General features: G+C 69.3%; 18 protein-coding genes. 6 read left to right on the top strand and 12 right to left on the bottom strand.

Going from position 1 to position 17,046, the window contains the following annotated elements:
* Positions 1-120 precede the first annotated feature (120 nt).
* Both AMYHA_RS07325 and gabT read right to left on the bottom strand, forming a co-directional pair.
* Positions 121-1,548 carry an aldehyde dehydrogenase family protein gene (locus AMYHA_RS07325; protein ID WP_034269310.1) on the bottom strand — a complete coding sequence of 476 codons (1,428 nt, stop codon included), beginning with the start codon at positions 1,546-1,548 and terminating at the stop codon, positions 121-123.
* Positions 1,545-2,873 carry a 4-aminobutyrate--2-oxoglutarate transaminase gene (gene gabT, locus AMYHA_RS07330; RefSeq protein ID WP_034269313.1) on the bottom strand — a complete coding sequence of 443 codons (1,329 nt, stop codon included), beginning with the start codon at positions 2,871-2,873 and terminating at the stop codon, positions 1,545-1,547. Before gabT ends, AMYHA_RS07325 begins: the two co-directional genes overlap by 4 nt.
* 76 nt (positions 2,874-2,949) lie before the next feature.
* On the opposite strand from gabT, the gene AMYHA_RS07335 reads away from it, so the two are divergent.
* Positions 2,950-4,404: a PucR family transcriptional regulator gene (locus AMYHA_RS07335; protein WP_034269316.1), complete on the top strand. Its 1,455-nt coding sequence runs from the start codon at positions 2,950-2,952 to the stop codon at positions 4,402-4,404.
* Between the two features lie 34 nt (positions 4,405-4,438).
* On the opposite strand, the gene AMYHA_RS07340 is transcribed toward AMYHA_RS07335, so the two are convergent.
* Positions 4,439-4,933 carry a DUF6410 domain-containing protein gene (locus AMYHA_RS07340; RefSeq protein WP_034269319.1) on the bottom strand — a complete coding sequence of 165 codons (495 nt, stop codon included), beginning with the start codon at positions 4,931-4,933 and terminating at the stop codon, positions 4,439-4,441.
* Positions 4,934-5,076: 143 nt separating this feature from the next.
* On the opposite strand from AMYHA_RS07340, the gene AMYHA_RS07345 reads away from it, so the two are divergent.
* Positions 5,077-5,313 carry a FitA-like ribbon-helix-helix domain-containing protein gene (locus tag AMYHA_RS07345; protein ID WP_034269321.1) on the top strand — a complete coding sequence of 79 codons (237 nt, stop codon included), beginning with the start codon at positions 5,077-5,079 and terminating at the stop codon, positions 5,311-5,313.
* Positions 5,310-5,711, top strand: a complete 402-nt coding sequence (locus tag AMYHA_RS07350) for a type II toxin-antitoxin system VapC family toxin (RefSeq protein ID WP_034269324.1) — start codon at positions 5,310-5,312, stop codon at positions 5,709-5,711. The genes AMYHA_RS07345 and AMYHA_RS07350 overlap by 4 nt, the downstream gene beginning before the upstream one ends.
* A 20-nt stretch (positions 5,712-5,731) precedes the next feature.
* Here AMYHA_RS07350 and AMYHA_RS07355 read toward each other — a convergent pair whose 3' ends face one another.
* From AMYHA_RS07355 to AMYHA_RS26880, 3 genes are all read right to left on the bottom strand, one after another.
* Positions 5,732-6,208, bottom strand: coding sequence for a sigma-70 family RNA polymerase sigma factor (locus tag AMYHA_RS07355; RefSeq protein ID WP_231104648.1), 477 nt, complete (start codon positions 6,206-6,208; stop codon positions 5,732-5,734).
* Complete coding sequence (locus tag AMYHA_RS26295; RefSeq protein WP_231104649.1) at positions 6,205-6,402, bottom strand: type II toxin-antitoxin system HicA family toxin; 198 nt, start codon at positions 6,400-6,402, stop codon at positions 6,205-6,207. Before AMYHA_RS26295 ends, AMYHA_RS07355 begins: the two co-directional genes overlap by 4 nt.
* A 167-nt stretch (positions 6,403-6,569) precedes the next feature.
* The gene (locus AMYHA_RS26880; protein WP_157361890.1) at positions 6,570-6,746 is read right to left on the bottom strand and encodes a hypothetical protein; all 177 of its coding nucleotides are present in this window, start codon (positions 6,744-6,746) and stop codon (positions 6,570-6,572) included.
* Between the two features lie 210 nt (positions 6,747-6,956).
* On the opposite strand from AMYHA_RS26880, the gene AMYHA_RS07360 reads away from it, so the two are divergent.
* Both AMYHA_RS07360 and AMYHA_RS07365 read left to right on the top strand, forming a co-directional pair.
* Entirely contained in the window at positions 6,957-7,925 is a 969-nt protein-coding gene (locus tag AMYHA_RS07360; protein ID WP_231104650.1) for a 2-hydroxyacid dehydrogenase, read from the top strand.
* 147 nt (positions 7,926-8,072) lie between these two features.
* Positions 8,073-10,955 carry a patatin-like phospholipase domain-containing protein gene (locus AMYHA_RS07365; protein WP_157361892.1) on the top strand — a complete coding sequence of 961 codons (2,883 nt, stop codon included), beginning with the start codon at positions 8,073-8,075 and terminating at the stop codon, positions 10,953-10,955.
* Here AMYHA_RS07365 and AMYHA_RS07370 read toward each other — a convergent pair.
* The 5 genes from AMYHA_RS07370 to AMYHA_RS07390 form a co-directional block, all read right to left on the bottom strand.
* Complete coding sequence (locus AMYHA_RS07370) at positions 10,940-12,130, bottom strand: MFS transporter (RefSeq protein ID WP_169732903.1); 1,191 nt, start codon at positions 12,128-12,130, stop codon at positions 10,940-10,942. The genes AMYHA_RS07365 and AMYHA_RS07370 overlap by 16 nt on opposite strands.
* A 10-nt stretch (positions 12,131-12,140) precedes the next feature.
* Positions 12,141-12,938, bottom strand: a complete 798-nt coding sequence (locus AMYHA_RS07375) for an ABC transporter ATP-binding protein (protein WP_157362481.1) — start codon at positions 12,936-12,938, stop codon at positions 12,141-12,143.
* A gap of 116 nt (positions 12,939-13,054) precedes the next feature.
* Entirely contained in the window at positions 13,055-13,849 is a 795-nt protein-coding gene (locus AMYHA_RS07380; RefSeq protein WP_157361894.1) for an ABC transporter permease, read from the bottom strand.
* The gene (locus AMYHA_RS07385; RefSeq protein ID WP_051399630.1) at positions 13,846-14,673 is read right to left on the bottom strand and encodes an ABC transporter permease; all 828 of its coding nucleotides are present in this window, start codon (positions 14,671-14,673) and stop codon (positions 13,846-13,848) included. Before AMYHA_RS07385 ends, AMYHA_RS07380 begins: the two co-directional genes overlap by 4 nt.
* Positions 14,670-15,632: an ABC transporter substrate-binding protein gene (locus tag AMYHA_RS07390; RefSeq protein WP_034269332.1), complete on the bottom strand. Its 963-nt coding sequence runs from the start codon at positions 15,630-15,632 to the stop codon at positions 14,670-14,672. Before AMYHA_RS07390 ends, AMYHA_RS07385 begins: the two co-directional genes overlap by 4 nt.
* Before the next feature lie 102 nt (positions 15,633-15,734).
* On the opposite strand from AMYHA_RS07390, the gene AMYHA_RS26885 reads away from it, so the two are divergent.
* Positions 15,735-15,893: a hypothetical protein gene (locus AMYHA_RS26885; RefSeq protein ID WP_157361896.1), complete on the top strand. Its 159-nt coding sequence runs from the start codon at positions 15,735-15,737 to the stop codon at positions 15,891-15,893.
* 34 nt (positions 15,894-15,927) lie between these two features.
* On the opposite strand, the gene AMYHA_RS07395 is transcribed toward AMYHA_RS26885, so the two are convergent.
* On the bottom strand, positions 15,928-16,905 hold the full coding sequence (locus AMYHA_RS07395) for a type IV toxin-antitoxin system AbiEi family antitoxin domain-containing protein (RefSeq protein ID WP_034269334.1): 978 nt from the start codon (positions 16,903-16,905) through the stop codon (positions 15,928-15,930).
* Between the last annotated feature and the right edge of the window lie 141 nt (positions 16,906-17,046).

Genomic DNA, 17,046 nt, shown 5'->3' on the forward strand with positions numbered 1-17,046 from the left:
CCCGGCCCGTTGTCGTGTCCGGCCTGGCTTCGCCAGGGAAATGGTCGCGAGAACCGGACATGTAGTCCCTAATCCGGAGCGGATCGCGCCATTTCCCCGGCGAAGCCGATGGACTGCCCGCTACAGCTGGAGTCCGGTGAGGACGGTGACGCGCTCCTCGGTGAAGTCAGCCATCGCGGCCGCAGGGCCCTCGCGGCCGACGCCGGAGTCCTTCACCCCGCCGTAGGGCATCTGGTCAGCCCGGAAGCTCGGCACGTCGCCCACCACGACCCCGCCGACGTCCAGCGTGGCGGACGCCTGGAACGCGGTCGGCAGATCGCGGGTGAACACGCCGGTTTGCAGACCGAACCGCGAGTCGTTCACCCGGTGCAGTGCCTCGTCGACCGAGGTGACCGGGTTCAGGCAGACCACGGGGCCGAACACCTCGTCTGCCATCACGGATGCGTCCTCGCCGACGTCGGTCAGCACCGTCGGTTCCACGGTCGCGCCCTCGCGCCTGCCGCCGAGACGCCGCCGTGCACCAGCGGCGATCGCGTCGTCCACCCAGGACTCGACGCGCTCGGCGGCCGCGACGTCGATCAGCGGTCCGACGTGCGTGTGCTGCGAGCGCGGATCGCCGGTGCCCAGCGCACCGACCTGTTGCACAACCCGCTCGGCGAGGTCATCGAAGATGTCCGCGTGCGCGTACACCCGCTGCACCGCGATGCACGACTGCCCGGCCTGATACATCGCGAACGTGGCGATTCGCTTCGCGGCGAAGTCCAGATCCGTCCAGTCAGGACATACGACCGCCGCGGCGTTGCCGCCCAGCTCCAGCGCGACGTGCTTGCGTGGCACCGCGTCCCTGATCCGCCAGCCCACCGGCACCGAGCCGGTGAACGACACCACCGGCAGCCTCGGATCGCTGACCAGCTCGGCGGCGACCTCGTTGCCGACCGGCAGGATCGACCAACTACCGGCGGGCAGGTCGGTTTCGGCCAGCACCTCGCCGAGCGCCAGTGCGGTGAGCGGGGTCGCGGGGGCTGGCTTGAGCACGATCGGCGCACCGACCGCGAGCGCGGGCGCCACCTTGTGTGCCACCAGGTTCAACGGGAAGTTGAACGGCGTGATGCCGAGGACCGGGCCACGCGGCACCCGCCTCACCATCGCGATCCGCCCGGTCGCGCCGGGGTCGGTGTCGAGCCGCTGCAACTCGCCGGAGAACCGGCGGGCCTCCTCGGCGGCCCAGCGGAACGTCGACGCGGCCCGGCCCACCTCCGCGCGCGCCCAGGTGATTGGCTTGGCCGACTCGGCGGTGATCAGCTGCGCGAACTCCTCGGTGCGCTCGGTCAGTGCGCGCGAGACGTGGTCCAGCGCCGCGGCACGGGCATGGGCGGGCAGCGCTGCCGTCTCCGCACGGGCCTCGTGCGCGGCGGCTACCGCGCGCTCGACGTCCGGTGTGGACGGTACGCAGTGGACACCCGCCTTGGAACCGTCGTAGGAGTGGTAGACCGGGGCGGTCTCGCCGCTGGTCACCGGCTTGCCCGCGATCCAGAATGGCGTGCTCATCGGGTTGCCTCCTCGCGGGTCGCGGTTTCCAGTGCCGACAGACCCTCGTCCAGCAGGTCGGCGGGCAGTGTCAGCGGTGGCAGCAGCCGAACCACGTTGCCGTAGGTGCCGCAGGTCAACACCACGACCCCGGCCGCGTGACACGCCGTGGCGATGCGCTTGGTGATATCCGGATCGGGCTCGTGCGTGCCGGGGCGAACGAACTCCACCGCCAGCATCGCGCCCCTGCCCCGGACGTCACCGATGACGCCGGTCTCTTCGGCCAGTGCGCGCAGCCGGGGCAGGACCATGTCGCCGATCGACCGCGCGGCATCGGCCAGGTTTTCCGTGCGCATGGTCTCGATCGCGCCAAGTCCGGCCGCGCAGGCGATCGGGTTGCCGCCGTAGGTGCCGCCGAGCCCGCCGGGGGGCACGGCGTCCATCAGCTCGGCCCGTCCGGTGACGGCGGCCAGCGGGAGGCCGCCAGCGATGCCCTTCGCGGTCGCGACCAGGTCGGGCACGACGTCCTCGTGTTCGCAGGCGAACCACGCGCCGGTGCGGCAGAAACCGGTCTGCACCTCGTCGGCGACGAACACCGCGCCGTTGGCCGTGCACCAGCGTGACAGCGCGGACAGGAACCCCGGCGCTGGCTCGATGAACCCGCCTTCGCCCTGGATCGGTTCGATCACGACAGCGGCGACCGAGTCGCCTCCGAGCTGCTTCTCGATCCGATCGATCGCGGCGGCGGCCGCCTGTTCGCCGGTCAGGCCGTCGTGGCACGGGTAGGACCCAGGAACCCGGTACACCTCGGGCGCGAACGGGCCGAAACCGTGCTTGTACGGTACGGATTTCGCCGTGAGCGCCATGGTCAGGTTGGTGCGGCCGTGGTAGGCGTGGTCGAACACGACGACGGCCTGCCGTCCGGTGGCGACCCTGGCGATCTTCACCGCGTTCTCCACTGCCTCGGCACCGGAGTTGAACAGCACCGAGCGCTTCTCGTGGTCGCCGGGCGTGAGCTGGTTCAGCGTTTCGCACACCTCGACGTAGCCCTCGTAGGGCGTGACCATGAAACAGGTGTGGGTGAACCGCTCGGCCTGCTCGCGCACCCGCTCGACGACGGCGGGTGCCGCGTGGCCGACGTTGGTCACCGCGATGCCGGAGCCCAGGTCGATGAGGGTGTTGCCGTCGGCGTCAGTGAGCAGCCCGCCGTTCGCGGACGTCACGTACGCCGGCAGCACCGAGCCCACCCCGGCCGCGACGGCGCTGGTACGTCGCTGGTGCAGCGCACGCGATTCGGGGCCGGGGACCTCGGTACGGAGCCGGGAGGAAGTGGTCGTAGCCGTCATGCGCCTCAGCATGCGCCACGGGCGCCGGCCCGTCAGGGTGCCAAGTTGGACAAGATGACGGTTAGAATTCGACACTATGGCACTTGCCCTGCGCGACTTGGTGGCGCAACGTCCGCTTGACCTGCGGGTTCTCGCGAGTGAGCATGCGCTCGACCGGGAGATCGCCTGGGTACATCCGACCGAACTGGCCGACCCCACCGCGTTTCTCGACGGTGGCGAGCTGCTGCTCACCACCGGACTCACCATCGACGACGTCTCGGTGACCGACTACGTGCGACGCCTGGTGGCCGCCGGGGTCACCGGGGTCGGCTTCGGCAGCGGCCTCAGCCACGCCGAAGTCCCGCATGCGTTGATCGACGCCGCCGCCGAGCAGGGGCTGCCGCTGGTTGAGGTGCCGCACGGGACGCCGTTCATCGCGATCACCAAAGCCGTCTCCGCCGCCGTCGCAGCCGACGAGTACGCCGCTGTGGTGCGCACGGGGAAGGGGCAGCAGGAGCTGACGCGCACGGCGCTGAGCAGGCGCGGACCCGGCGCGCTGGTACGCAAGCTCGCGCGGCTGGTTGACGCCTGGGCGTTGTTGCTGGATTCCTCGGGTGTGGTGCGCGAGGCGGCGCCCGCGTCCGCACGGTCGCGCGCCGACGCGCTGCGCGCGGAGCTGCGACAGGTGCGGGCCGGGTCCCGGCTGGCGACCGTTGACGGCGACGAGGTGCTGCTGCAGGCGCTGAGCACGAGAGGGCGCGGGTTCCTCGCGGTGGGCGCACCGGCCGGGCTGGACAACGCCGACCGGCACATCGTGACCACAGCGGCGTCGCTGCTGTCGCTATCACTGGAACAGGACCGCGTTCACGGTGAGAGCCTGCGCGGGCTCCGGTCAGGGCTCGCCGCGCTGCTGCTCGCTGGCCAGCAGAAGCTGGCACTGGACACCATCGGCACGGTGTTTGGCTCGCTGTCGGGACCGCCGTGGCAGGTGGTGTCGCTGCTGGGCCACGCGCGGGCGCGGGCTGCGGCGATGGACGTGCTGGAAACCGAGCTGCCGCGGGTCTTCGCCGCCGAGCACGATGACGGGGTGCTCGTCATCGGTGACGACGTCGCTGGTGTCACCCGGCTCGCGGAACGCATCAGCGGCCTGCACGCGGGAGTAGCGTCCACAGCGGACATCGAGGCCGGCTACCGGCAGGCGCATCAGGCCGCGGACGCGGCGCGCACGGCGGGCAAACCCGTGCTGCGCTACGACGAACACGCTGCGGGAGGGCTCCTCGGACTGCTGGCGCCCGAGATGGCGCTGGCGTTCGCAGACCGGATGCTTGCCCCGTTGCGTGACCACGACGCGGCGGGGCGCGGTGAACTGCTGACGTCGTTGCGTTGCTGGCTGGAACACAACGGCCATTGGGACCGCGCGGCCACCCAGCTCGGGGTGCACCGGCACACGCTGCGCAACCGGCTGGCGAAGGTGACGCAGCTGATCGACCGTGATCTCGACAGCCCAGGCGTTCGCGCCGAGTTGTGGCTCGCTCTGCACGCCGAGGGCTGAGTGAGGGGTGCGTCGACGGCGCGGCCAGGAGTGCTTACGCCGTCTCGTCCCGCTCTTCCACCCGATCGATCGGGGAGTAGATCGGGCACCAGATCGCGTCCTCGCGTCGCAGCACGACGTTCGGCAACGCCAGCAGTTCGCACCCGCCGTAGCCGCGCGCCGCGGCGAGCAACATGGACAATCCAACGAAGACGAAGACGTCCCACCGATTCATCGGGGAGATGAACGTCAACACGGTCGCGACGCCGATCACCACCAGCATCACGATGGCTGTCGCGCCCGCTTGTTCCAACGACCAGCCCGTGCGCACCCGCCGGATGTCTGCCACATCCCGACGCTGATACAGCCAGTCGACACCAGCGGCCGCAGCGATCGCGATGACCGGGAACACGACCACGATCGCGAGCGCGTCCCACCACCCGATCCCGTTGTCCGGCCGGTCGAACAGGGTGGGCAGGACGATGAACGCGAGGCCACCAATGACGCGCGCCACGGTGCCCGCTGGGCCGATCTGACGGCGGTTGCTCATCGCGCTCCTCTTCGCTGTCGCTGCTACACGGTACGAGTTCGCTGGCCCAAGGTGCGTCAGTGACCCTGCCAGGATCGGGCCCCGGTACGTCCGCCCGAAGGCCCAGCAGCGCTATTTCAGCGCTATAGCGCTATCGTGGTGCTATGGCCACGATCCAGGTCCGGGATCTACCGGAAGAGGCGTACGAAACGATCCGGCGGCGTGCGCGCGCTGCCGGACAGTCCATCCAGGCATATATGCGTGATCAGATCGTCGATCTCGCCAGCAAGCCGACGAAAGAAGAGGCATGGGCTGCCGTCGAGTCGGCACTTGCCGCTGAAGACTCGCCGGGCGCGGAACTCGACGACATTATCGCTGACCTGGCAGCGGATCGCCGGTGAAAGATCAGGTCATTGACGCGTCCGCGCTCGCGTACGCGTTTCTCGGCAAGACGTCGACGGCTGCCGATCTCCGCACTCAACTGCGTGAGTTCCGATGTCACGCGCCACACCTGATCGATGCGGAGCTGGGCAATGTGCTGCGCAAACGCGCTCGTGCCGGGGACATCACGGCGGCGGAGGCGTTGACGGCGCTGCGAGCCGCACGGGTGATCATCGACTATCGCTACCCGCATACTGGCACGCTCGCCGAACACGCCTGGGGACTGCGTGACAACCTGTCCTTTTACGACGCGCTCTACGTCTCCCTCGCCACGCGTCTCGAACTGTCATTACTGACCGGAGACAAGCGACTCAGCAATGCACCTGGGCTTACGTGCGACGTCGAACTGTTGGGATGAAATGGCGGCGGACCTGTTCGTCACGGGCGCTCGGGTTCGACCGCGCTATTCGAGGCCGCCACCCGCGCAGACGCGGACGGAGCGGCCTTCGAGCTCGCGACCGCCTTGTGACCCGGCGTATCGCTCTTGCTGAGTAGCTGACTCACTCGCTGCGGCGACATGCCGAGTACGGCTGCGATCTCCCTGCCGGTCAGGCCGGTTTCGCTGAGTTTCCTGGCGACGTCTCGCTGCTGGGCCGCGGCTTTCTGCTGCTGTCGCGCGGCAGTCCTGACCTGCTCGCGCGCGGTGCGTACTTGCCGCGATAGGTCAGCATCGAGTTCTGGCACGACATCGACATCGAACGAGTTCTCATCATTGATGTCGAGCTTGAACGCGATGTACTCCCGTGCCATGCTCTCCGCCACGGAGAGTGAGCGCGCCTGTGTTACGCCGACGCCGTCAATGTGCAGCTCCCAGCCACGTGACCAGCGCTTGGCTGTAACGATGTACGTGGTCACTGCAACCATCCCTTCGGCAGGCAGCTCAAACTTCTGATTGTCTCGCGCACAACACCAGGGGAGACGATCTTGTGGTGCGGAACGACGGTCAGGTGCCTACCGCAGGGGCACACCCATTTTTCATGACTGCCTCGTGTCGATTTGTGGGTGCAGCCGTGTGTGGTGAGCGCCCGCTGGACGTCCCGGTACTTCATCTCCTTTACCACGCAGCGTAGTCTATCCCGGCTAGTCAATCAACATCAATGCGGTCTAGATGCTTAGGCGGTCCACGCCTCGTGAAGCGGCGTGAGGGAGATGACCTCGCATGCGTGTTGGATGTGTAGCCGCTATGGAGCGGCCAACGTCCTGCGCGGTACCGGTCCTACGCCGCCGCCAGTTTCCGCGACGCGAGTTGGTCCAGCAGGGAGTTCATCTCGCCCTCGGCTTCAAGCATCGTGGTGATATCACAGTCCACCCGTGCTTGCTTGAGCCGCAACCATGCCTGCCACACCTTGTGCTGCAGGTGCTCGGTTGAGGGGCGGTTCGTTGTGGTGCTCATGTCGCCTGCCTCGGTGTCGGGGGAACCATCTGGCTTCCTGTCGTTGTCAGCCGCGACTACGTTTCCAGCGTGTCGTAGCCAGTGTGGTTTTGTACCCGGAAAGCTACGTAATTTTGTTACGTATTCGGATCCAACGGCGGATCGGATGGGTCACGCCGCGAGTACTGGTCGCACGTGGCATTACCGCCCCGTCGTGGCATGGTGGAGCGCGTGACCGATCCCGTGATCGTGGTGACCAGGAAGTGGCCGGAATCGGTGGAGGCCGAGCTGTGCAAGCGCTACCCATCGGTGCGGCTCAACGCCGACGACGTCCCGCTCGACCAGGACGACCTGCGCGACGCGCTCCAGCATGCGGACGTCGTGCTGCCCACTGTCTCCGACCGGCTACCCGCCGAGCTGTTCCAGCCGCCCATCCGCACCCGGTTCCTCGGCAATTTCGGCGTCGGCTACCATCACATCGACGTCGATGCCGCCGCCGCGGCTGGCGTTGTCGTGACCAACACGCCCGGCGTGCTCACCGATGCCACCGCCGACATCGCCATGACGCTGCTGCTCATGGCCACGCGGCGGGCTGGCGAGGGTGAGCGGGAGCTGCGCGCTGGCGCGTGGACCGGCTGGCGTCCGACCCACCTGCTCGGCACCGAGGTCACCGGCAGGACGCTCGGCATCCTGGGCATGGGCCGCATCGGCGCCGCGGTCGCCCGCCGCGCGCGTCATGGCTTCGGGATGCCCGTCGTCTTCCACGACAACAAGGACGGCGTCGCGGTCGACGGCGTCCCCGACGCCACGCAGCTCGATTCGATCGACGAGGTGCTGGCGGCCGCCGACGTGGTGTCGGTCCACGTACCGGGACGTGCCGCCAACCGCCACCTCATCGACGCCACCCGGCTGAAGCGGATGAAACCAACGGCGTTCCTGATCAACACCGCGCGGGGCGACGTCGTCGACCAGCGTGCGCTCGCCGATGCGCTGTGGGACGGCACCATCGCCGGCGCCGGCCTCGACGTGTACGAGAACGAGCCAGACGTGCCCGCCGAGCTGCGGGCGCTGGACAACGTCGTGCTGCTGCCGCACATGGGCAGCGCGACGGTGGGGACCCGCACCGCGATGGGCATGCGCGTGCTGGACAACCTCGCGGCGTACCTCGATGGGCGCGAACCGCCGAACCGGGTGGCCTAGGTGTTCCCGCGCCGACGGCACTCCCGAGCCGACAGCGATCCCGCGTAACGAATCGGGCGAGTCGGTAACTTACCGCAGCCGGAAGGCGACTCTTGGGTGAACACCGAGCGTCACGCTTGGTCCTGACGGGTGCCAAAGGAGGCAGCCATGGACCGAGACAACCAGCCGCCGACCGAGCCGACCGGGCCAGCAACGCAACAGCCGACCTCGCCGCCGACCGGCCCCGGCCCCGCAGCGGGCCGGGTTCGCACACCCGGCAGGGCGGCCGCGATCAGCATCGCGCTCGCCGCGCTCGCGTTCCCGCTCGCGGGCTGGGGGCTCTATGCCGCGACCGCTCCTCGGGTGGATGTCATCGCCATCGCACTGGGCGGGAGCGGCCAGCCGCTCCCGCTGCCAGACGGCCTCCCCGGGGCACTGTGGTGGGACTTCGCGTTCCTCGCCTGCTACGGCGCCGGGCTGCTGCTCGGCTCGACGGCCGCGCGCTGGGTCGCCAGCACGCCACGTCAGCGCCGCATGGCAGGCTTCGCCCAGTTCGCCGCCGTGACGGTGGTCGTCGCGGGTGTCGTCAAGAACGTCCTGCTGCTGACACACACGACCAGCGCTATATGGCTCCTCGACATCGCTACCGCGGCCACCGTGCTCATGGTCGCCGCACTGCTACCCGCCGCGCCGGTCGCGCTCGCCGGCGCCGTCATCGTGCTCAAGCGGGCCCGGCCGCACCCCGCGTCGCGGATCATGGCGCTGCGCGCTGACGACGTCCGGCCCGGCGAGCCGCTCGAACTGGACGACCCGCCGGTGCTGCGGGAGACCACGGCGGATAGCGGCGACGCCGCGCGGTGGCGCGCCGGGTATCGGGTGCCCGGCGTCGACCCCGTCGACGTCAGCAGGCGTTTCGCCCAGGGGGATGACACCGTTGGCTTCTGTCTCTCCGGTGGCGGCATCCGAGCGGCGAGCGTCGCGATGGGTGCGCTGCAGACGTTGCGATCCGAGTTGCTCGGCGCCAGGTACTTGGTGTCGGTCTCCGGTGGCGGCTACACCGCCGGTGCGCTGCAGCAGGCGCTGACCGACGCCGTCAACGACGAGAGGTTCACCGGCACCAGCGATGACACGGTGCTGCGCGACCCGGAGCACGCTTACCAGCACGGCACCGCCGAGGAGAACCACGTCCGGCGCCACTCGGCCTATCTCGCCGACACCCCGTGGGAGGTGGTCGCCGCGCTGGGCGTGCTGGCGCGCGGGCTGCTGCTGTCGCTGTTCCTGCTGTTCGCGCCAGCTGTGGTGCTCGGTGTGCTCGCGGGCTGGTTTTACCGGACCGTGCCGCTCACGCCGATCGGCGACGTCGTTCCGCAGCCGCGCGCCGGGGCGCTGTACCTGCTCGTGGCATTGGTCGTCGTGGTGTTCCTGCTGTCGCGGTACGCGCAGGTCGCGGCGCGTACCCCGCAGGGGGAGCGGGCACAGCGGGCGGCCAGCGCGCTGACCGGTCTGACCCTGGTATTCGCCGCGCTCACGCTCGTGATTCCCAGCCTCATCGGCATCGCGGAGTGGATCCTTGCCGAGCGGGAGCTGACCATCGCGGTCGGCGGGCCGATCGGCACCGTCGTGCTGACTTACCTCACCACCCTCGTGTCGATCGTGTGGAAGCACCGGACGCGCATCACCGGTCGGTTCGGCAACCGCGGGAAGGACGGCGAGGTCGTCACCGGGGCAGTACCGAGCGGCTTGCTGCAACGGGTGCTCGTCGTCGTCACCCTCGGCGTGCTCGGCGCCGCGTGGCTGCTGCTGTTCGCCGGGTCGGCCACGGTCAGCGGCGATGCCGCGCTGTGGACGGCTGGCGTCGTCGGCGTGTTGCTGCTGGCGATCGGGATTGGCTTCGACGAGACGTCGCTGAGCCTGCACCCGTTCTACCGGGAACGGCTCGCTGACGCGTTCGCGGTGCGTGCCGTGCGCCGAGGCCGTGACGACCGGATTGTCGCCGTGCCGTATCGGAGCACGGAGCTGACCTCGCTGTCGACGTACGGCGCGAGAGGGGAGGGGCTCCGGTTCCCGCAGGTGATCTTCGCCGCCGCCGCGCATCTCACCGGGGAGTCGCGTACCCCGCCCGGGCTGAACTGCGTGTCATACACGATGAGCGCCGACTGGGTCGGCGGGCCAGACGTCGGCTGGACGGCGACGCCGTGGCTGGAGAACGTCGTCGCGGAGCGCTTCCGGCGTGACCTCACGGTCCAGGGCGCGGTCGCGAGCAGCGGGGCGGCGTTCGCCTCAGCCATGGGCAGGGCGGCGCGCTGGTACCAGACCTTGCTCGCTGTCTCCGGCGCGCGGCTCGGGACGTGGCTGCCGAACCCGGGCTACTTGCATGCCAGTGCGAACTCCGGCGACTGGGCGCGGCAGCCGTTGCCGACGGCGCGGCGGTTGCCGTACCTGCTCAAGGAGGTCTGTGGCATCCACTCGCACGACGACCGGCTGCTGCACGTCACCGACGGCGGTCACTACGACAACCTCGGTCTGGTGGAGCTGTTCCGGCGTCGCTGCACCATGATCTACTGCATCGACGCCAGCGGTGACCGGCCGCCGACCGCGACGGCGCTGGCCGAGGCGTTGCGGCTGGCGCAGCACGAACTGGGCGTGCGGGTGGAGCTGGACCAGCCGTGGCCTGGCGACATCGAACCGGGCAGCGGCACGGCGTTACCGCCGGAGAACCCGCTCAGCGCGCTGAACGCGCGGCTGGTGACGAGCCCGGTGATCCGGGGGACGGTGCTCTACCCGCCCGAGTCCGGACTCGACGGCGTGGCGGGCCGGATCGTGATCGCGAAGGCGCTGCTGTGGCCGGAGTTGCCGTACCCGCTGCTCGCGTACGCCGCGAAGCACCCGGAATTCCCGCACGACAGCACGGGCGACCAGTGGTTCGGCGAGGCGAAGTTCTCCGCGTACACCGAGCTGGGACGACGTCTTGGCGAGCGGGTCCTGCACCCGCGGGCCGCCGCGCGGGCCGCCGCCCGGCAGGCCGTCGGCACTGCTCAGTCGTCCACGTAAACACCGGCGCGGCCCGCGGCGATACCCGCCGCGCCGAGGGCAGCGGCGATGCCGAGCAACGCGAGCAGCGGCACCGTCCAGCCGCCGGTAACGTCGAGCAGCACGCCCATGACCAGGGGGCCGGACGCGCCGAGCGCATACCCGGCACCCTGGGTGAGCCCGGACAGCGCGGCCACCGACTCCGACCTACGCGCCCGCAGGATGACCAGTGTGAAGGCGAGTGAGATGCCCGCTCCCTGGGCCAAACCCGCGAGGACACTCCATAGTGGCCAGACGTCGGGCAGCAGGAGCAGCCCGGCCAGCGAGGACAGCCAGAGCGCGGCCACCAGCATCGCCAGCCCACGCTGACCGGCGAGCCGGGTGGCCAGCGGCGGGACGATGAGCGTCGTCGTGATGCCGATGAGCTGGAACAGCGACATGGCGGCACCGCCGGTCGCCTCGCTGGTTCCCGCGGTATCGACGAGGACGGTCGGCAGCCACGCGGTCATCGCGTAGTACAGCGTGGACTGGCAGCCGAGGAACAGTGCGAGTACCCAGGCGAGCGGGTGCCGTACCACCGAAGCGCGGCCGGTTTTCCGGCCAGCCACGGCACCGGCGCGCTGGGGCAGCGCCGTCGTCCAGGCGAACCAGGCAGCCACGGCGAGCACGCCCCAGCCGCCCAGCGCGATCCGCCACCCAGCGGCGTCCGCCACCGGTGCGGTCAGTGCCGCGGTGAGCGCGGCGCCACCGGCGAGCGCGGCGGTGTAGAGGCCGGTGACGCTGCCGACGCGGTCGGCGAAATCGCGTTTGATCACCACCGGCACCAGCACGTTGCCCACCGTGATGGCCACGCCGATCAGGACGGTGCCCGCCAGCACCGCTGGCTGGCCGTCGACAGAGCGCACCAGCGTGCCGAGCGCGATGCCAGCAAGGCCGATGCCGATCGCACGCTCCGGTCCGGTACGGGCGGCGAGCAGGGTGGCCGCTGGCGCGGCGATCGAGAAGCACAGCACCGGGATCGACGTCAGCAGCGATGCGGCGCCCGCGCTCAGCCCCAGCGCGTCCTGAATACGTGGCAGTACCGGCGAGACGGCCGCGATCGGCCCGCGCAGGTTCAGCGCGACGAGGATGGCCGCCGTGAGTAGCAGCCAGCGGCGCACCGGGACGCCATGACGTCGCGGAGTGCTGGTCGTCATTCCTCGGGCGCTACGACGTCGCGGTCGGTGTGCTTGGCCGGTTGCCCTGCTTCGCCTGCTGCACCCGCTCATAGACATGCGCCCGCAGCTCGGTGAAGCGGGGCAGGCTACGGGTGGTCAGCTGATCGCGTTCGGCAGGCAGGTCGATGGTGACGTCCTCGAGCACGACGGTCGGCGAGCTCGACAGGATGACGACCCGCTGGCCGAGGTAAACGGCCTCGTCGATGTCGTGGGTGACGAACAGGACGGTGACACCGAGTCGCTCCCACAGCGCGCGCACGAGGTCTTCCAGCTCGCCCCTTGTCTGGGCGTCGACGGCCGCGAACGGCTCGTCCATCAGCAGCACGTGCGGCTCGTAGGCGACCGCGCGGGCGATCGCGACACGCTGCTGCATGCCGCCGGACAGTTGCCACGGGTGCGCGGTGTGGAAGTCGGCGAGCCCGACGGCGGCCAGCGACTCCGTGGTCAGCCGTTTCCGCTCGGCGCGCGAGATGCCCTTCTCCTTCAGCGGCAGCTCGACGTTCTGCCACACGGTCAGCCACGGGAAGAGGCTGCGCCCGTATTCCTGGAACACCACCGCCATGCCTTCCGGTGGCCCTGATACCCGCTTGCCCTCGAGGACGACCTCGCCGGACGTCGTCTCGAGCAGCCCGGAGATGCACCGCAGGAGCGTGGTCTTGCCGCAGCCGGACGGGCCGACGAGGCACACCAACTCGCCGGGGTCGACGCCGAAGGTCAGGTCACGAACCGCCTCCACCGAACGCTTCCCGCTGGCGTAGACCTTGCGCAGGCCGCGGACGTCGAGCATGGGGGTGTGCTGTCCGGTGTCGTCGGTGCTCATGGCGGGCTCCGGAGTGCTGCGGGTGAGGGTGCTGACAATACTCATGATGTCGCTGTCCTTCGGGGTCTTTCTCGGGCTTTGGGTCATGCGCCGGACTGCTGGGTGTCTCGCTGGCCGAAGTACCAGGCAAGGACGCGGGTCTCGACCAGGCGGAACAGCAGCGAGAGCGCGACCCCGATCAGGCCGAGCAGGATGATGCCGCTCCACATCTGCGGCAAAGCGAAGCTGCGCTGGAACTGGATGATGGTGAAGCCGAGTCCGTTGCTCGCCGCGAACATCTCACTGATGACCATGAGGATGATCGCGATGGACAGCGCCTGCCTCGCGCCCGTCATGATCTGCGGGCTCGCGCCGCGCAGGATAAGCGTGGTCAGCCGCGTCCTGGTGCGGAACCGGTAGCACGCCGCGGTGTCGCGCAGTACCTCGTCGATGGACCGGACGCCCTCGACGGTGTTGAGCAGGATCGGCCAGATCGCCCCGGAGACGATGACCAGCACCTTCATGCCGTCGCCGATCCCGGCGAACAGAATGAGAATCGGCACCAGCACCGGCGGCGGGATGGCGCGGAAGAACTCCAGCACCGGTTCCACTGTGGCTCGCAGCGTCGTCGACGAGCCGATGGCGACGCCGATGCCGATGCCAAGCGCGAGCGCGGCGAGGTAGCCGACGCCGAGCCGCGCGAGGCTCGGCAGGACGTCGCTGGTCAGCTTGCCTTCCAGCCACGTGGGTCCGAACACCTCGACGATGGTGCGCAGCGGCGGCCAGTAGAAGTTGGTGCTGTTCGCTGTCGCCAGCCACCACGCGGTGATCAGTACGGCAGGCAAACCCGCGATGAGCAGCAGCCTGCGCCCTGCGCGCCAGAGCATGGACGTGGTCATGCGGCGACCTCCCTGCGGATGGACGGATGCCAGCGCAGCGCCCGCCGCTCGGTGAACCGGGCGGCGAGGTTGACGCCGACACCGATGACGCCGGTGACGATCACCAGCGCGTACATGGTGTCGACCGCGCCGGAGCTCTTGGCGACGGCGATGGCGTTACCGAGCCCGGGGCTGCCGATGATGAGCTCACCGGTGATCTCCAGGATCAGGGCGACGGCCGCCGCCAACCGGAAGCCGGTCATCACGTAGGGCAGCGCGGTCGGCCAGAGCACGGTGCGGACCTGCCGCCACAACGAGAACCGGTAGGACCGTGCGGTGTCGCGGGCGATCGGGTCGACGTCGGTGACGCCGTAGAGCACCTGCACCAGCACCTGCCAGAAGCTGGCGTAGACCACAAGCAGCAGCGTGGAGCGCATATCGGTGCCGAAAAGCAGCACGGCGAGCGGGATCAGCGCCACCGAGGGGATGGGCCGCAGGAATTCGATGGTGGACGCCGTGGCGGCGCGCAGCGCGGGAACGCTGCCGATCAGGATGCCCGCGCTGACACCGGCGGCCATCGCGATGGCCAGTCCGATGATCCAGCCGCGCAGCGTGGCGACAAGGGCGTCCCAGAAGGCGGGGCTGGCGAGTTGGTCGCTCAGCGCCACCGCCATCTCAGTGAACGGCGGCAAGAACCGGGCGTCAACGACACCCGCGCGAGGCAGGAGTTCGAGCAGCAGGATCAAACCGGCGAACCCGGCGGCGCCGAGTGCGCCGTGTGGGATGCCGCGCCCGCGGCGGGTGTCAGTCGCCGCGGGCGCGGTCGTCGGGGGTGCGGTCGTCATGGCAGCAGCTCGGCGACGTCCGGTGCGGTGTCGATGAGGCCATCGCTCACCGCGAGGTCGGCAAGTCGCTGCACCGGCTCGGTCTTGATCTCCGGGGACCATCGGGGCAGCGTCAGGTCCGCCGCTGTCCCGGTGTCGATGTCGGTGTAGCCGCCGAGGATGTCCCTGGCCTCGTCTGGGTGTTCCTGGGCGTAGGACAGCGACTCGTTCATCGCCTCGGTGAACCGGTCGACGAGGTTGGGGTTGGCGTCGATCAGCTGTTGCGAGGTGAAGTACGCGGCCACCATCAGGTCCTCGTGGGTCTCGGCGAAGTTCGCGGCGACGGTGCGCGCACCCTGGTCGGTGGCGATGGTCAGGAACGGCTCGACCACCCATGCCGCGTCGACCCTGCCTTCCTGCACCGCGGCGGGCATGTCAGGGAAGGGCAGCTCGACGAACTTGATCGTGGACGGGTCGCCGCCCGCCTGTCGCACCACTTCCCTGATGGTGGTGTCGCCGATGTTGTTCAGCGTGTTGACCGCGACGGACTTACCCGCAAGGTCGGCGGCGTCGCTGATATCGCTGTCCTTGGGTGCGACGACGCCACCGAAGTCCTCGCTGGGATCGCCGGTCGTGCTGTTGCCGGACGCGACGACCTGGACCGGCAGCCCCTTGGACCGCGCCAGCAGCAGCGAGGTCACATTGGAGAATCCGAATTGGAACTGACCGCTCATCACGCCGGGAACGATCGCGGCGCCGCCTTGGCTGCTCTCCAGCGTCAGGTCGATCCCCCGCTCCGCGAAGAAACCCTGTTCCTTGCCGAGGTAGATCGGCGCGACGTCCACGATGGGGATGACGCCGACGGTGACCGCGTCGTTGCCGTCCGGGCTTTGGGTATCCGAGCTGCCGGACCCGCATCCGGTGGCCAGCAAGGCCAACGTGGCGGCAGCGGCACTCGCTCGGCGGAATCGCTTCAGCATGGGACTTCCTGTTCGAGGTGAGGGCGGTGTGTGGGGCGTAACGTAAGGTCCTGTAACCGGCGCAACAACGCTTCGTTTCCACTGAGTGGAAGATGCCACGTTGTGCTGCTGTCTAACCGGATCCGGCTCGCCCGCGGCTGCGACGTCGCCGTGACTTCGTCGGTGGCGCGAAAGTCGATCTACTTCCCGCGCACTGTGACCAACGAGACCGGACGAATCGGGCACGACGTGGCCACAGCGCGCAGGGAGTTGATCAACTAGCGAGCGGTCCGCGTTGGTGTTCCCGGGCCGCGGTTCAACTGGCGAGTCGTCCGCGCTGGCGTTCTAGGCCGCGATCCAACGCCGCGCACAGGCGGTACGCCAATCGGCGCGGGTTGGTCGCGTCTTCCCAGCCCCAGCGGATGATCTCGTAGCCGAGGTCGGCGAGCCGTTCCTCGCGCCGCTTCTCAGCGCGCAGGTGCTCACGCATCGTCCACCGGTCCGGTGTCGCTGGCGATACGCCCTTGTCGGCTGGGCCAAGGTACTTCGCGAGGCCATCGGCTTCACCGACAACGCGCGCGTGCTCCCAGAGAAAATCTGCTCGCCCGATGGGGCCGGCAGCGTCGCCAAGCGTGACCTGGGTCCGGGGCATGGGCAGGCCTTGCTGATGGATAGCGATCCGCGACACCGACTCCAGGACGGACTCGCACGCGGCATCGGCGAATGTCACCGCGCGCCGGGCCCCGTCGATGCCCGGCCAGCCACGGCAGTCCCGCAATACCTGAATGAGTTCTCCTTGAGAGGCCAACCCGCTGTGCAGTGCCGCATCGGCCGCGACGACGCCGTGGGCGAATCCGCATTCCCTGGCCAGGTCGACGACGGTGCGGGCGGCTGAGGTGATGGGCACTCCGTGGCAGCGGACGCGGTGCTGTGGCGGGAGAGCGGTCGTCCGCAGTACGTAGTCGTCGCGGTGGCCGCTGGCTGACTCGATGGCGAGGACGATGTCCGTCGGTGCGCGACCGAGCAGGGGTAGCCCGAGTATCCTCGCGGCCGACGTCCCGGCCGCCACGGCATCGCGGTCGAGCGCCAGCAGTGTGCCGAACGCGGCGAGCGCGTGCTCGCGTTCGTCGTCTCCGGCGGAGGAGGCAAGGGCTGACGCTGTGGCGTAAACGCCGCGTCGCAGCGGTATCCACTCTCCGCGCCGGAGCAGCCGCCGGATGTCGGCGTCGGAGTGGCCCGCCGCGCGGGCATGCGCACGAGTGAATACCGCGCTGACAGCACTGTGATCATGCACGTACGGAACGTAGCGACAGCCTCTGACAATCTGCTGAAGTTGATCTACTTCCCGCGCGTTGTGGCCACGTCGTGCCCGATTCGTCCGTTCTCGTTGGTCATGGCGCGCAGGGAGTTGATCGACATTGCTGGGTGTCATCGG

It is taken from the genome of Haloechinothrix halophila YIM 93223 (assembly GCF_000504245.1).
GTDB lineage: Bacteria > Actinomycetota > Actinomycetes > Mycobacteriales > Pseudonocardiaceae > Haloechinothrix_A > Haloechinothrix_A halophila.